Genomic DNA, 14,927 nt, shown 5'->3' with positions numbered 1-14,927 from the left:
CCCAAGACAAAGCATCGCGCCGAGGGGTCCCCACTGTGGCCCGCGTTAGAGGAACGTGGACGTGCGATCGAAGCGGAGCCATCGGCCTCTGGCTACGAAAGATCGAACTCGCCGTCCACGACGCCCTTGGCGAAGGCGTCCATCTCGGCAGGGGTGTAGAACAGGGTCGCCTGGCGGCCGCTGAAGGTAGCTGAGCCGTCGGGGTGAATCGTGACGCTCAGGGCGTCGCTCACCTGGCGGGATACCATGCTGACTGCCAGATTGCAGACTTCGGGCCAGAGGTTGGCTGGTACCGCTATCTGCGGCTGTGCTTTGCCTTTGTTGCGTGGATTGCGCTGGAACTTGGTGTCCCGGATCCTCACAGGGTCACTAACGAGGTCAACCTCAACGCACTCGCCGCCGTTGCCGCCGCTGTGGCTGCTGATCGTCCACCGCGGGCGGATCGTGGGTGTCATTGCCGCTCCATGCTCTAGATCTTCGCGATGCGGCTTCGGACAACATCGACTGTCTCGTCAGGTGAGAGCGCCGTATCCATGAGCCTGCTCGCGGTCAGTGTGTACAAGTTTATGTCGGAGCGTTCCTGTAAGTAGACAGCACCTGTGTGGTACTCGACGTAGGCGATTCCGCGCGCTTCGGCGAAGTTGAGCTCGGTGAACGAGTTGCCGAGGCCGTCGTGATAACCCACTGATGTCGGGATGACGCGCACATCGACGTTCGGGAGTGTCAGCAAGTCCAGCACGTGCTCCAGTTGCTCGGCCATCACGGCTGGGCCGCCGATTGGGCGGTCGAGCACGCACTCCTCGATGACGGCTGTCAGTTCTAGCGGCATGTCTGCGGTCAGGCGTTGTCGATCGATACGTGCCTGCGCGACCCTGCCGACGTCGCGAGCGGGGATGTGCAGGCTTCCGTCGAGCACGGCTGTGGCGTACGCGAGGGTTTGGAGTTGCCCAGGCAACAGGCTGTTGGCGTACACAAAGGAGCGCTCCGCCAATTGCTCCAGGCCGACGAACAACCGAAACCAGTCCGGCCACACGTCGTCATTGCGCGTGGACAACACACCGTGATCGGCTCGGACGGCTAGCGATACCACCCACTCCACGTCCTCTGCAGGCGCCTTATAGAGCCGCATCAGCACAGCTACGTGGTCGGCGCTTTGTGCGGTCGCGCCGCTCTCCATATAGCTGAGCTTGCCTGACGTGACGCCGATGGCACCCGCAGCCTGCGCCTGCGTAATGGGTGGTCGTGCTTCGGACCTGGCCGACTTCAGAGCACGTCCGACAAGGAATCGCAAAGCTGATACGTCCGGGATGTCGTCGCGCATCCGTCCCTTCCTTCAGTTCGTCGATGTCATCGCCGAACTATCGCATTGCAATCAGCCTAAAGTGCGGCGAGCCATCGACCGTGCCAGCCTGACGTGGACGAGAAACGCTGACCTGACCGCGGCTCGGCCGTCCCCGGCAGGTGCCGTCGACGCCGACTTTGACCACGCGGAACACATCGACGCCGTGTTCGTCGCCTATGCGGACCTGAGAGTCTTCTTCGATTGCCACGTGGAGCAGGTTAGGGGCGCAGGTCGACAGGTTCAGGTTCCCCACTTCAGACGTCGGGCTCCGGACGGTTGTTCCGCCGCCAGTAGGCGCAGCCAAGGTTGTTGCGGGAGGTCAGGGTGTCGGGGTGGTCGGGTCCCAGGATTCGTTTGCAGTCGGTGACGTTCTGCTCGTAGAGCGGGATGGCTTCGTCGAGTCGCCCCGCCGACTCGTAGGCGCCGGCAAGGCTGTTACGCGTGGCCAGGGTGCTGTGGTGAGGTCCCAGGATTCGTTCGCGGTCGGTGAGGCACTGCTTGTAGAGCGGGATGGCTTCGTCGAGTCGCCCCGCCGATTCGTAGGCGCTGGCGAGGTGGCCGCGTGAGGTCAGGGTGTCGGGGTGGTCGGCTCCCAGGATCCGTTTGCAGTCGGTGACGTTCTGCTCGTAGAGCGGGATGGCTTCGTCGAGTCGCTCCGCCGTTTCGTAGGCGTCGGCGAGGTGGTCGCGTAAGGCCAAGGTGAAGGGGTGATCGGGCCCCAGGGCCTGTTCACAGACGGTGACGTTCTGCTTGTGCAGCGGGATGGCTTCGTCGAGTCGTCTCGCCGACTCGTAGGCGCTGGCGAGAGCCTTGCGCCAGGTCAAGGTTGCGGGGTGGCCGAGTCCCATGACGTGTTCGTAGTCGGTGAGGCACCGCTCGTAGAGCGGGATGGCTTCGTCGAGTCGCCCCGCTGATTCGTAGGCGCTGGCGAGGTTGACATGCGAGAGCAGGGTGTCGGGGTGGTCGGGTCCCAAGCTCCGTTCGCGGTCGGTGACGTTTTGCTCGTGCAGCGGGATGGCTTTGTCGAGGAGTCCTGCCGACTGGTAGGTGTGGGCGAGGTTGTTGCGGGAGTTTAGGGTGTCGGGGTGGTCGGGTCCCAGGCTCCGTTCGCGGTCGGTGACGTTTTGCTCGTGCAGCGGGATGGCTTTGTCGAGGAGTCCTGCCGACTGGTAGGTGCTGGCGAGGTTGTTGCGGGAGTTTAGGGTGTCGGGGTGGTCGGGTCCCAGGCTCCGTTCGCAGTCGGTGACGTTCTGCTCGTAGAGCAGGATGGCCTCGTCGAGGAGTCCTGCTGACTCGTAGGCGTAGGCGAGGTTGTTGCGCGAGGCCAGGGTACGGGGGTGGTCGGGTCCGAGGACCTGTTCGAGGTCGGTGAGGGTGTTGCGGGCTTGGGCGAGGGATCGTGTGGTGTCGGCGGCTTCGATAAGTTGGCGGGTTGCCCACGACCGAAAGCTCAACACCCTCGCGCTAACGGCGGGGTCGAGGTCCACGGCGTTGCTGATGGCTTGCCAGAGGGCTTCGATGTGATCGACCAGACGCGAGCCTTCCTCACGCCGCGCGAAGGCCTCGGACCCGTCGAACAGCAGCGGTTCGATCACCGCGGCAGCGTCGGCGGCGAGCTCGCCGAGATTGTGGGCGCGTTCACGTAGAACTCTGGCCACAAGCCGGTGCATCACCACTACGTTGCCGCTGACCGACCACGACACCAACGAACTTTCCACACATCGCTGCAGCGCTGCGTCCAGTCGAGCGTCGCGGTTGGGCAGCATGACTCGGTCGACGCCGTCGGGGGCCAGCATCGCCATCACCCCCAGCACCCACCGCACGACTGCGCCCAGTTCTGTTTCCTCGCTAGCGGTTTCGATGGTGTGCACCGCCAGCAGCAATGCCTGATCCACAGCCAGCGGGTGATCGCTACCCCGCCGCCGCGGCAACACCACAGGCAGTGAGTGCTCGGCCAGCAGGCGCCGGTATAGCGGGTAGTCGAGGCGCCGGCCGCTGATGGTGGCCGCGGTCGCCGACAACGCTAGCGGCAGATCCCCCAGATCGGCCGCGACCTGCTCGGCCCCGTGCGGATCCTCTAGGCCGGTAGCCTCTTGCAGATACCGCACCGATTCGACACGGCTGAACCCCGCACCGGCGTCGACGAGTTCACCGAACTGGGCAAACGCCCGGTCGGTGCTGGTCACCACCACCCGCGTCACCCCACCGGTGGGCAGCAGCGGATCGAGCAGGTCAGGATTGGTGGCGTTGTCCAACACCAACAGCCCGGGACCTTGGCGCTCGGACAGATGATCGCGCAGCCGTCGTGCGGAGACGGCGGAATCACCATCTGGATTGGCCACCCCCACTCGTTGGGCGACCTCGCCCAAACCGCTGTAGAGGGTCTCGGGCGTTTCGGCATTGACCCACGCCACCAATCCCGGACCACCCACCTCGATGATCTCCCGGGCATACGCGGCAGCGACCTGAGTCTTCCCCGCGCCCGGCATCCCGCACACCACTGCAACCGCGCACCGCGCCACCGTCGCCAGCAACTCCTTCACCTGGGCACGGTCGACGAAATGCGATGCCCGACGCGGGATCCGACCCACCACCATCAGCCCGGATCCCGTCTCGACCGCCGGCATCCCGCCAGCACCGATGTGGGTGATCGTGGTCGTGGAGTTGTTGATATAGATGGTGCTGTCGCGGCCCGCTGCAACCTTACCAATCGAGGTCCTCGGCGCCGAGGCGCGGAAGCGCTTCGGCACGCTCACGGGTGTGAGGCATCACCGCTACGGCCGGTTTCGATATCCCCGAATTCCATGTCCTGCCCCGAACGAGCGCCCCCGACACGAAACCCGCCCGCGGACTGCACTTTGCCCAACCGCAGATTCGCCCCGGCATCGAGGGTGCCCAGATCGACATCAGCGGGCGGTGTCGGGACCGGTGTGGTTTGACTGTGCTGGGCCCACAGCGACACCGCGAACACCGCGACTGTCAATACTGGGACCGCGACCCACACCCAGCCCGAATAGTCACCGCTGGTCGCGAGATTCACTATGACTCCCGATCCGATGGTCACCACCGCGCCGGCTGCGGTGTGCCAGCCCGCCCGCGACAACGTCTGTCTCCAACTCACGCCCCGACCTCCAGCCGATCAATACCGTTCAGCTGACCGATCCTCCCAGCACGACACCCCCGAAACCAGCCGTTACCGGCAATGCCGCCCAGAGGGGTCGAATCGTTACATCCAAAGCGCTACAACCGCTTCCACATCCTGGTCGGTCGTTTAGAACGCATCATGATGAGGGATGCGGAGAGGGCGGACTCGCTTTGGGACAAGTGCCCGTGTGAACCGCGTTGGCCCGAGTATCAATCCGACCAACGTCGGAGAATTGATCGATCGTTTTTGGCCATAGGACTGGCGGTGCCTCGGTTCGCAAGCTGACCTCAGCCAGCACGTTCTGCGAAGCTAATCCGACAACCGCAGGCAGAGTGCTGGGTCGGATCCCCAAGCACCATCGTTCACGGCGGGACTTGTTGTGCGACTGGGCGTCAGCGGGAGACGATGAGCGTTCCTGTAGTCGAGTGGATGGGAGCGTTTCGGTGCAACACCTTGAGTTGTCCTCGATAGACGGGATCGACTTGGATGCCGTCGTGCACCGCGCTCCGGTCGCATCGACGAGAGGTGTTGTGCTGCTGGTGCATGGCATCACAGTGGACATGGACGAGGGCGGGGGGATGTTTGTTCGGTTGGCTGACCGGCTGGTGGACGCGGGATTCAATGTCGTGCGGTTCTCGTTCCGGGGCCATGGGGCGAGCGGTGGTACCCAGGAGGGGATAACGATCGCGGGGGAGTGCCTGGACCTACAGGCCGCGGTGGCTGCGGTGGAGAACCGGTTCCCGGGGCAGCGATTGTCGATCGTGGCGGCGAGTTTCGGGGCGGTGTCTGTGGCGTTATCGCTGTCGTGGCTGGGTGGTCTGCACCGTCTTGCTTTGTGGAATCCAGTGCTGGATTTGGCTCATACATTCCTTGTGCCGGAGTTGGCATGGGGGAGGGAGAATTTCGGACCCGATCAGCAGAAATCATTGCAATACAAGGGTTTTCTGCTGGTCGATGGCGAGTTCAGACTGGGTCGCGTTCTGTTTGCGGAGTTCGAGCGCTACAGGCCGGTCGATGATCTCCTCTCCGGTCAGGTGGCAGCGCTGGTGGTGCACGGTGATCGCGACGAGTCGGTGTCCTACGACATTGCCGCGGAATTCGCGCGGTCCCGTCCGGATACGACGTTGCATACGGTGGCCGGTTCGGATCATGGGTTCGACTCGCGGGAACGGGAAGATGAGGCGATCGGGGTAACGGTCGGCTGGTTGTCCGAGCAGTATGCGGTGGAGGTGTGAAGGTCGGTGATCTGTATGCGCCGGTTCGTTGGGCGGAGTCGGCGGTAGTTGGCGAGCATTGTGTGCTGGGTTATCCGAAGGAGGCTCGGATCCGGCAGGCGCAGCAGGGGCATTGCTCGGTTGGCGAGCCCGTCGTGATCGGAGACCGATGCCTGCTGTTCAATCAGGTCGTAATCCACGAGGGAACTTCGGTCGGTGCGGACTGTGTGGTGGAGGACCGATCGCGGATCGGCTATGGATGTGTGATCGGCGCGCGGACGCGGCTGGTACACGGTGCCTATCTCTGTGACCGCGTCCAGGTGGGCGAGGATGCATGTGTGGCCGGATTCGTCTGCGACGCCACGACGATTGGCGATCGGTCGACGGTGATGGGCGATCTTGTGCACGAGTACACACGCCCAGACCTTGGCTGGTGGGGGATCGACGAGCTGTCGCCGGTTATCGAAGCGGACTCGGTCGTCGGATTCGGTGCCCGGGTGGTCGGAGGGGTGCGGATCGGGCCGTGCAGCTACGTCGCGGCCGGTGCGGTGGTAACCAAAGATGTTGCGCCCGAACACGTTGTCACGGGGATCAACACGCACACGCCGATCGGCCAATGGACCGGGGAGCGATTGAAGGCGTTGATCGGGCAGTGGAAGTCGCGGACGGCTCCGTGAGGCGTGATCTGGTTAGACGAAGTCGGAATCTTCGGTATCGCTACCGGCTTCGTCCTTAGGGCGTTGGGTGGCCAGGGGTGGGTCGAACGCAAGTGCGGTGAGTTGGACCGGGAAACGGGCGCGAAGATCCGGGCGTGGGTGCGGGAGGTAGAGCGCGGGCAAGAATTCATCGATCGGGATGATCGCTTCTACGAGGCCAGCGGCCAGTGCGGTCAAGACAGCTGACCGGGTCAGCAGATATGCGAAGCTGCAGTGGCTGTACCCGGCGCGGACCAGCCCTGGCACCGGAGTCGGTTGATCGGGTTCCAGGGGGAACCGCCCGAGGTAGAGCAGATCGAACTCCACCGTGTGCCGGTGGAGGTTGTCAATTCCGGCCAGTAGTTTGCTGAGAAGGTCCGGGCCAGGAACCGCGTCATCTTCGAACACCAGGACATATGGTGTATCGGTGTGGTCGGCAGCGTGGGTCCAGCATGCCAGATGCGCGAGGGTGCAACCGATTTCGCCATATTTGAGAGGTCTGTTCCACCACGGGTTGTCGGAGTCGATCTGCCAGTGGAACAGTCTGAATCCGCGAGCACTCAGACCGTTGAGCGTTAGCTCGTGGCCGTCGAAGATAATGTCCCAGTCCGAGGTGTAGGTGACCGGTAGGCCGGTGGGTAGGCGCTGTTGGATCCACGCCCGACGGTCATCTCGCCGCGGCAGATTCACGACGTAAGTCGCGATATCGCCAGGATCGATCACTCGGCGCACGCTGCGGGATGATCGCGGCATACATAGCGTTTGGAGTTATCGATGACCACTCCGAATCGCTCACCGGTTGGCCGTGACAGCAGCAGCAAGGGCTCGACAGCGGTGAGATCTGCGACGTCGGTGATGCCTCCGACGCGTCGGGCTTCGGTCACCAGGACGAAGTCATCGCTACCGATGCGGTCGGTGAGGTAGCCGGCATTGGCGGCGCCTCGCCCCGTATCGAGCACACAGCGGGCCGCACCGAGGACACCGAGAGTCAGGCAGCCGCCGAGGAGAAATACCGTCGTGCCCTGCACGGTGAGGCGGGTAAGCACCGCGAGGTCCTCGATCAGCTCATGATCCGCGGTCCAGCGCGGCGCCAGGGTGAGATCGTCGAGTTCGGGGACGACGAGTGGATCGTCCTGCCCCAAGGGGTGCGGATCGAACCGGAACGGTAACTGCGGCAGAAACTTCCGGTAGGTCGCGTTCCATGGTGGTCCACCGATCACCACCAGTACGTCGGCGTGGGTGTCGTAGTGCTCGGAGGGGGCGAAGTCGCGCACGACCACAGTCGGTGCCAGCTGCGCCAGGCGGGTTCGCACGAAGATAAGAGTGTCTAAGTCGGCGAACTTTGCGTACCGCAGGTAGTTGCGATCAGAAGGTGACGCATAGTCGGGGCGCTCGCCGTCGGGGATCTCCGAACAGACGATGTCGACTCGTGTGCCTGGCTCCAGCTTCCAGAAATCGCACACAGCCCCTATGAGATCACCATGCGCAAGCGCGCGCTGCGGAGCCGCGACATTCTGCATTGCGGTTGCGGCAGGCTGGACCGGGTCGGCGATCAGAAGGTAGGCGAGGGTGTCAAGGGCGCGAGCGGCATGGCGCCGGACGGTCTTGGTGGCGCACTTCTGGTGGCTTGCCAGTGATTCCTGCCGGTCGGTGAGAGTGGCGAAGCGGTGTTCGGGTATCAGGTTGAAATCCACTTGGACATAGAGGCGTTCATGGTCGGCAAGCTGGTCGATCGCGGTCCCGATCGTCTTAGCCAGCACAGCGATCTGCGCGGCGGAATTGGGCTCACAGTCGTGCCCCCGGCACAGATACGTTCGCACCGACTCATCGAGCGCGCTCAGCAGCGTGGTGGGCCGCGCGAGGCCTTGGCCTTGGCGCAGCTTGATCAGGCACTCCTTGACTTGGTCCACCGACGGAGCAGAGGTGAGTGCCATCTGTCCACGATATGTCCACCGGGCACACCAGCGACATCGGATATTGCCGACAGCGTGCGCCGGGGTGTCCAGAAACTGTCCACTCCGCACCGGAGATGTCCACGAATACGGCAGGTAGACGGGATGGTTCGGCCGTGTTCGGCGGGCAAGACTCGAATGGTACGAGCGACCCGAAATGCGTTCGAAGGGAGAACAAGTCATGGCCCAACAGATCGTCGCCGCAGACGCCGAAGAGTACGAAGCACCCGAGGTAGAGACCAAGGAAATCATCAGCCGTCAGTGCAACTGATCAACCCCGGTCGGGCGGGTGCGAGCAACAGCAAGTTCTCGCGTCCGTCTCGCCTCGGCCCGCACTATTCGAGGAGATCTGATGTTGATCCTGTACGTCGGAGACCTGCACTTTTCCGGCTGGTCCATGCGTGGCCGAATCATCCTGCGGGAGAAGCAGATCTCCTTCGAAGAGCGGCGGATCGAACTGGATTGGCCGACTACCGAAACACCCGAGGGCGTCCTGACGGTCGGTGACGTCATCGAAGAACGTGAAGCACATATCGGCTGCCAATGCGCATTCACCGACCTGCAAGCACTCGACACCGAGGGACTGCTCGCAGGTTCCGTGGCGGAGCTGCTACCGCGCGTGCCGATCTTGGTCGACACCGACACCCGCGCCATCGCTGCCGACGTGGTCTCCATTGCCGAGTACCTCGACGACATCGCTTCAGCTTCTGGCGCCGCGCTGACGGGGTCAACCGCGGCGCAACGCGCCAGAATCCGGACTCTGAGTGCATGGGCCTCACACGATCTATCGCTTTTGATCGATGATGCGCCGTACGCGAAATCTATACGCCCGCAACCACCCTCGGAGCTCGATGCGGGCGCGGTCGAACAAGCCCGCTGGGTATGCGACACCGTGGCCGCACTCCTCGACAGCAGCGGCGGCCCGTTCGTGGTCGGCGACTTCAGCCTCGTCGACGTTCTGCTCTCGACGTGCTTCCAGCAGATCACCGGCCTCGGAATAGGCATCACCGATCGCCGGGTCGCTGAGTACGCCCATCGGCTGCTGCAACGCCCCTCTGTCCGAGACCATCTGGACGAGGCCACAGCCATCTACCGCGCGATCGAAGCAGCCGAGTTCGGTAGCCCGCAGTGGATCCTGCGCCACTACCGCTACAACCGCGAGCTGAAGCTGCTGCACGACTGGCAAACCGACACCTGCGTCAGCGTCCGCAATATGACCGCAGAACGAATCATCGACCTCGCCTACGCCGGATACGACCTCGACGCGATCGCGGCATCCCTCGCCGGCGAGTACCGGGTGCCGCTGAAGCGAGCCACCGCCGACGTACACAGCCTGCTGGAACGACTCACCCCGGCAAAAGCGCGAAGGGCAGCATGATGACCACAGCGTTCGACAGCCTTCCCGCCACACTGCGCTACCGCCACGACCTCGGCCTGCTCTTCCATCCTCGGTCGGGAACCTTCCATCGGCTCCGCAACTCAGTAGCCAAACAGATGGTGTCGCAGATCTTTTCCGGTGCAGACCGGCAAACTGTGATTGACAGCATCAGCGACCACTTCCGAGTCAACCCCGAGATCGTCGGCGCGGACCTCGACGCCCTCGTTGCCAACCTCACCAATGCCTCACCTCCGTCCAGCCGCCACGGAGGATCACTCCACGAGATCGATAAGGGATTCGACGCCCCGTTGGGCTTCCCGCTGCGCCTGGAGATCGAGCTGACCGCGGTCTGCAACTGGAACTGCGGGTTCTGCTACAACGTCTGGAAGATCGACCCCACGATGTCGGATCGCGATGTCCGCCGCGCCGTCCGCGAGCTGCCCGAGAAACACATACCCACCGACCTGGCCACGACGATCCTGGACGAGTGCGCCGCACAGGGATGCTTCGTCATCCGCTACAGCGGTGGCGAGACCCTGCTACACCCGGACGCGATGGATATCTTCGAACACGGCGGCAGACTCGGCCTCTACCAGGTCATCTTCACCAACGGCCACTTCATCACGGCCGAACGCGCCGCCCGCCTCGCCGCAGCCAACGTGCGATGCGCTCTGGTATCCATTCACGGTGACCGCGACCAACACAACCAACTCACCGGCCACCCCCGTGCTTACGACAAAGCCATCACAGCGATGCAGCTGCTGCAAGACGCGGGTATCAACGTCGTCGCCGAACTCACCCTGGTCAAGGACAACATCCCCGGCGCGCTGGATGTCATCCGCGATGTGCACCGGATCGGCGTGCGCGAGTTCGGCGTGATGCGCTACGTGCCCACCGGACGCAACGACGACCAGTACGGGGTGCCGGTGTCGGTGACCCTGCCGTTGATGCGTCAGATCGACCAATTGACCGCCGCCGAATGCGCTGGTATGAGCGTGGCCTGGCCTTGTGCGCAGAAGCTGTGCACCAGCGACACGGACATGCCGTTGCACGCCGATGATCCAACCCTGGCGTTGCGGTCCTCTCAAATCGTCGGTCACTGCGAATCCGGGATGGTCTGGGGCAGCGTCAGTTACGACGGTCGGCTCCGCAACTGCCCGCACAGCAACGTCTACTTCGGACGTCTCGCTGAGCATCGAGTCGCCGAGCTGTGGCCGAATCTGACGGAACGAGTCCACGCCGCAGTCAAGACCCGCGACACCTGCGCGGGCTGCGTGGTCGCCGAGGCATGCCGCGGCGGCTGTCATCTGCCGAGTTTCTTCACCTCTAAGCAGGTCACGGGGCTGGGCTTACCGAGTGTGGGTGCCGCCTCGACGACCGGGAAAGGCCGATAGGATCGCGCGATGGCCCCCGACGAATCCTTCCGCACAGCGGCGCGTGCGCCGCTGTCCATGCAAGAAGCGATCCTGCGTCTCCAGAACTATTGGGCCGGTCACGGTTGCGTGATCGCGCAGCCGCTCAACACCGAAGTCGGTGCGGGAACGATGAATCCAGCCACTCTGCTCAGCGTGCTGGGTCCGGAGCCATGGCGGGTCGCCTACGTCGAACCCTCCGTCCGTCCCGACGACAGCCGTTACGGCGAGAACCCGAACCGTCTGCAAACCCACACCCAGTTCCAGGTCATCCTCAAACCCGAACCCGGCAATCCTCAAGAGCTCTACCTCGACTCACTGGCCGCCCTCGGCATCGACCTGCACGCACACGACGTGCGGTTCGTCGAGGACAACTGGGCACAACCCGCCATCGGCGCTTGGGGATTGGGCTGGGAAGTCTGGCTCGATGGCATGGAGATCACCCAGTTCACCTACTTCCAGCAGGTCGGCGGCCAGACCCTCGACCCTGTCCCGGTGGAGATCACCTACGGACTCGAACGCATTCTCATGGGCATGCAGAAGGTCACCCACTTCAAAGACCTGCTGTACGCACCCGGTGTCACCTACGGTGAATTCCTCGGGCAATCGGAATACGAGATGTCGCGCTACTACCTCGACGACGCCGATGTCGATGCCACCCGCACTCTGCTCGATATCTACTCACGCGAAGCCGACCATCTGATCGAACGGCGGCTGCCGATTCCCGCGCACAGTTTCGTTCTCAAGTCCTCGCACGCCTTCAATGTCCTCGATGCCCGCGGCGCGATCTCAACCACCGAGCGCGCCAAGTGGTTTCAGGCCATGCGCAATCAATCCCGCTCGGTCGCCGAACTGTGGATCGAGCTGCGCGCCGAGGCCGGGCACCCCCGCGGCATCTACCAGCACCCCAACCCAGCCACCTCGACGGTCGACCCCGCCTCGCTCCCGGCGCGCGGCAGGCAGCTGGTGTTCGAGATCGGTGTCGAAGAGCTGCCTCCCCATGTCGTCGACTCAGCCGCAACGGCCGTCGAGCATGAGCTGACGCGGTTGCTCGGTGAATCCAGCCTCCGCTGCGGCACGACCCGGGTCGACGCCACTCCGCGTCGAATCACGGTGCTTATCAACGACATCGCTGACCGTGAGCCCGACAGCGTCCAGGTCCGTCGCGGCCCCAAGGTCGCTGCCGCATACACCGACGACGGGCGGGCTACCCGTGCGCTGGAAGGGTTCCTCAACGCACAGAACGCGACAGAGACCGACCTGACCCGCGTTGAAGTCAACGGCACCGAGCACGTCGCGATCGAGAGCATCCGACCCGGCCGCACCGCACCCGAGCTCCTGACCACCGTGCTCTCACAAGTCGTGACCGGGTTGCACTCGGACAAGAACATGCGCTGGAACGACCCCGACCTCAGCTTCAGCCGCCCCATCCGCTGGCTGCTCGCCCTCCTCGACGACACAGTGCTGCCTGTCACCGCCGGAGCTCTGGAAGCCGGCCGAATCACCCGCACTCACCGCCAAGCAGTGCAACCCGAGATCAGCATCAGCCACGCAAACGACTACGGCGACGCCATACGCGGTGAAGGGATCCTCCTCGATCGGCGTGACCGCCAAGCCGCCGTAGTCCACGCCGCAACCACGCTGGCGGATCAGGTCGGCGGGACTATCGACATTTCCACCGAGCAGCCGCTCATCGAGGAGATCACCAACCTGGTGGAGACCCCCGTCGGCATCCTCGGGTACTTCGACGAGAAGTACCTGGCATTGCCGGCCGAAATCTTGACTACCGTCATGCGTAAACACCAGCGCTACATCGCCGTTCGCGCACACGACGGTTCCCTGCTGCCGATGTTCGTGACCCTTGCCAACGGATCCTGCGACCCCGAAGTGGTGCGCGACGGCAATGAGAAAGTACTCCGCGCCCGCTTCGAGGACGCCTCCTTCTTCTGGAGTGCTGATCTGCGCACCCCACCCGAGCAGTTCCGCACCAAGCTCACCGAACTCACCTTCGAACAGCGCCTCGGCTCGGTAGCCGAGCGCGCTGACCGCATCGCCAAGATCAGCCAGCAGCTCGCACAGCGAATCACCTTGTCCGCCAACGAAACCGTAACGCTGTTGCGGGCGGGTCAGCTGGTGAAGTTCGACCTGGCCACTCAGATGGCGATCGAGATGACCTCGCTCGCCGGCACCATGGCACGCGAGTACGCGCTCCAAGCCGGAGAACCGCCCGAGGTGGCAGATGCGCTGTTAGACACCGAATTGCCCCGACACCATGACGATCGGCTCCCCACCACACTGCCCGGTGCCCTGCTGGCGCTGGCGGACCGCTATGACCTGCTGGTCGCAATGCTCGCAGTCGGTGCCAAGCTCACTGGAACCTCGGATCCCTACGGGCTGCGCCGCGCCGCGCTCGGCATCGTCCGCATCCTTCGTGACCGGCCCGAACTCGAAACCCTTACCTACCGAGACGGACTCACCACCGCAGCCGAATGTCTGCGTGATCAAGGACTCACCGTCTCCGACGACGTTCCCGACACCGCCGAACGGCTACTCATTACCCGATACGAACAACGACTTCGCGATTCGAACATAGTCCCCGCGCTAATCGACGCGGTCCGCCCTTCCGCACACACCCCGCGGCGAGCCGACCAGCTGCGCACCGAGATCGACCAAGCCCGCAGGGAACACGGACTGCAATTCATCGAACTTGTGGAAGGACTCCAACGGATCGTCCGTATCTTGCCCCTAGGGACAACAGCCTCCGTGGACTCTGCGGCTCTCACCGCTCCCGCTGAGCGACAGCTGATCGATGTAGTAGACGGCCTCGCCCGCGCCGGTGATGATCGTTCGCTGGTGAGCTGGGTCGGCCGAGCTGCACCGCTCGCCGTAGCCCTCCGGGAGTTCTTCGACAACATCCTTGTGATGGACAATGACTCGTCGATTCGGGCGGCGCGTCTCGGCCTCCTCGCGAGCGTCCTCGATGCAGCGCCTAGGGGAATCGACTGGAAAGCTGTCCATCTTCTGCGTGCTGACACCACCGACACCGGTGTCGGCTCGAAGGTTTCGAGCACACGCGGTTAACCATTTCTAACACCTAGGAAGGGCGGAACAAACCGATCGAAAACCTGGAAATCATGAGGTAAACGACCAAGTCAAGAAGTGTGCTCCCCACGCACGCGGGGATGATCCGTGGCCGCCGAGCTCGAGCTTGCCCAGAAACGAGTGCTCCCCACGCACGCGGGGATGATCCGCCCACGATGGTCCAGTCTTGGAGCGGTGGTGTGTGCTCCCCACGCACGCGGGGATGATCCGCAGGCGGAGAACGATTTCCGGCTGCTCATGGCGTGCTCCCCACGCGCGCGGGGATGATCCTCTGGCGCTACCAGGTCCCCGGAATGGCCGGTCGTGCTCCCCACGCACGCGGGGATGATCCTCCCATGGAGACAACCCGTGGACCCGCTACACGGTGCTCCCCACGCACGCGGGGATGATCCGGGTTCCAGGGTGCACCGGCCGGTGCCGTGGTCGTGCTCCCCACGCACGCGGGGATGATCCGCGGTCGTGTTCGCAGTCCCAGTGGCCTTCACGGTGCTCCCCACGCACGCGGGGATGATCCAACAAGTGGTGAGAGCGCTGGGTAGAGCTCGTAGGTGCTCCCCACGAACGCGGGGATGATCCGACCGAGTACGTGCTTGAGACCAACGACCGAGGGTGCTTCCCACGCACGCGGGATGATCCGTACTACCTCGATGAGATCGCCGACCAACAGGTGTGTTCCCCACGCACGCG

General features: G+C 63.8%; 12 protein-coding genes, 1 pseudogene and 1 CRISPR repeat array (1 of these 14 cut by a window edge). Of the genes and pseudogenes, 6 read left to right on the top strand and 7 right to left on the bottom strand.

The window, feature by feature from the left end; all coding sequences use genetic code 11:
• Nucleotides 1-92: 92 nt before the first annotated feature.
• Genes DMB37_RS15445 through DMB37_RS15425 form a run of 5 tightly spaced genes read right to left on the bottom strand, consistent with a single transcriptional unit; the run spans nt 93 to nt 4,463 of the window.
• Nucleotides 93-455, bottom strand: a complete 363-nt coding sequence (locus DMB37_RS15445) for a DUF397 domain-containing protein (protein WP_135233318.1) — start codon at nt 453-455, stop codon at nt 93-95.
• A gap of 14 nt (nt 456-469) precedes the next feature.
• Nucleotides 470-1,321 (bottom strand): helix-turn-helix transcriptional regulator, encoded by an 852-nt coding sequence (locus DMB37_RS15440; RefSeq protein WP_135233317.1) that lies wholly within the window; start codon nt 1,319-1,321, stop codon nt 470-472.
• A gap of 37 nt (nt 1,322-1,358) precedes the next feature.
• Entirely contained in the window at nt 1,359-1,550 is a 192-nt protein-coding gene (locus tag DMB37_RS15435; RefSeq protein WP_135233316.1) for a hypothetical protein, read from the bottom strand.
• Nucleotides 1,551-1,596: 46 nt separating this feature from the next.
• Nucleotides 1,597-4,098, bottom strand: a complete 2,502-nt coding sequence (locus DMB37_RS15430) for a tetratricopeptide repeat protein (protein WP_135233315.1) — start codon at nt 4,096-4,098, stop codon at nt 1,597-1,599.
• A complete protein-coding gene (locus tag DMB37_RS15425; protein ID WP_135233314.1) occupies nt 4,095-4,463 on the bottom strand; it encodes a hypothetical protein in 369 nt (122 codons plus the stop codon). Before DMB37_RS15425 ends, DMB37_RS15430 begins: the two co-directional genes overlap by 4 nt.
• A 467-nt stretch (nt 4,464-4,930) precedes the next feature.
• Here DMB37_RS15425 and DMB37_RS15420 point away from each other — a divergent pair, with 467 nt between their 5' ends.
• The 3 genes and pseudogenes from DMB37_RS15420 (at nt 4,931) to DMB37_RS41350 (ending at nt 6,378) form a co-directional block, all read left to right on the top strand.
• On the top strand, nt 4,931-5,722 hold the full coding sequence (locus DMB37_RS15420; RefSeq protein ID WP_135233313.1) for an alpha/beta hydrolase: 792 nt from the start codon (nt 4,931-4,933) through the stop codon (nt 5,720-5,722).
• Nucleotides 5,719-5,925, top strand: a pseudogene (locus tag DMB37_RS41940) (acetyl/acyl transferase); the annotation flags it as partial. The gene DMB37_RS15420 and the pseudogene DMB37_RS41940, both read left to right, overlap by 4 nt.
• A 39-nt stretch (nt 5,926-5,964) precedes the next feature.
• Nucleotides 5,965-6,378, top strand: coding sequence for a hypothetical protein (locus DMB37_RS41350; RefSeq protein ID WP_240772536.1), 414 nt, complete (start codon nt 5,965-5,967; stop codon nt 6,376-6,378).
• Between the two features lie 12 nt (nt 6,379-6,390).
• Here the strand turns inward: DMB37_RS41350 and DMB37_RS15410 are convergent, their stop codons facing one another.
• Both DMB37_RS15410 and DMB37_RS15405 read right to left on the bottom strand, forming a co-directional pair.
• Nucleotides 6,391-7,119: a glycosyltransferase family 25 protein gene (locus DMB37_RS15410; protein ID WP_135233311.1), complete on the bottom strand. Its 729-nt coding sequence runs from the start codon at nt 7,117-7,119 to the stop codon at nt 6,391-6,393.
• A complete protein-coding gene (locus DMB37_RS15405; protein WP_135233310.1) occupies nt 7,116-8,330 on the bottom strand; it encodes a hypothetical protein in 1,215 nt (404 codons plus the stop codon). The genes DMB37_RS15410 and DMB37_RS15405 overlap by 4 nt, the downstream gene beginning before the upstream one ends.
• A gap of 370 nt (nt 8,331-8,700) precedes the next feature.
• On the opposite strand from DMB37_RS15405, the gene DMB37_RS15400 reads away from it, so the two are divergent.
• Genes DMB37_RS15400 through DMB37_RS15390 form a run of 3 tightly spaced genes read left to right on the top strand, consistent with a single transcriptional unit; the run spans nt 8,701 to nt 14,219 of the window.
• Complete coding sequence (locus DMB37_RS15400) at nt 8,701-9,726, top strand: glutathione S-transferase family protein (protein WP_135233309.1); 1,026 nt, start codon at nt 8,701-8,703, stop codon at nt 9,724-9,726.
• Nucleotides 9,723-11,120: a radical SAM/SPASM domain-containing protein gene (locus DMB37_RS15395; protein WP_240772400.1), complete on the top strand. Its 1,398-nt coding sequence runs from the start codon at nt 9,723-9,725 to the stop codon at nt 11,118-11,120. Before DMB37_RS15400 ends, DMB37_RS15395 begins: the two co-directional genes overlap by 4 nt.
• Before the next feature lie 9 nt (nt 11,121-11,129).
• Complete coding sequence (locus DMB37_RS15390) at nt 11,130-14,219, top strand: glycine--tRNA ligase (RefSeq protein ID WP_135233308.1); 3,090 nt, start codon at nt 11,130-11,132, stop codon at nt 14,217-14,219.
• 80 nt (nt 14,220-14,299) lie between these two features.
• Nucleotides 14,300-14,927: a CRISPR direct-repeat array (repeat unit 28 nt; unit sequence GTGCTCCCCACGCACGCGGGGATGATCC); it runs 193 nt beyond the window's last position.

The organism is Nocardia sp. CS682 (assembly GCF_004634405.1).
GTDB lineage: Bacteria > Actinomycetota > Actinomycetes > Mycobacteriales > Mycobacteriaceae > Nocardia > Nocardia ninae.
This window is presented reverse-complemented; position numbering and strand designations above follow the sequence as displayed.

Bases quoted from the DNA above. Each gene is read 5' to 3' on its own strand.
- DMB37_RS15445 (WP_135233318.1), bottom strand. From the start codon at position 455: ATGACACCCACGATCCGCCCGCGGTGGACGATCAGCAGCCACAGCGGC.
- DMB37_RS15440 (WP_135233317.1), bottom strand. From the start codon at position 1,321: ATGCGCGACGACATCCCGGACGTATCAGCTTTGCGATTCCTTGTCGGA.
- DMB37_RS15405 (WP_135233310.1), bottom strand. From the start codon at position 8,330: ATGGCACTCACCTCTGCTCCGTCGGTGGACCAAGTCAAGGAGTGCCTG.
- DMB37_RS15400 (WP_135233309.1), top strand. From the start codon at position 8,701: ATGTTGATCCTGTACGTCGGAGACCTGCACTTTTCCGGCTGGTCCATG.
- DMB37_RS15395 (WP_240772400.1), top strand. From the start codon at position 9,723: ATGATGACCACAGCGTTCGACAGCCTTCCCGCCACACTGCGCTACCGC.
- DMB37_RS15390 (WP_135233308.1), top strand. From the start codon at position 11,130: ATGGCCCCCGACGAATCCTTCCGCACAGCGGCGCGTGCGCCGCTGTCC.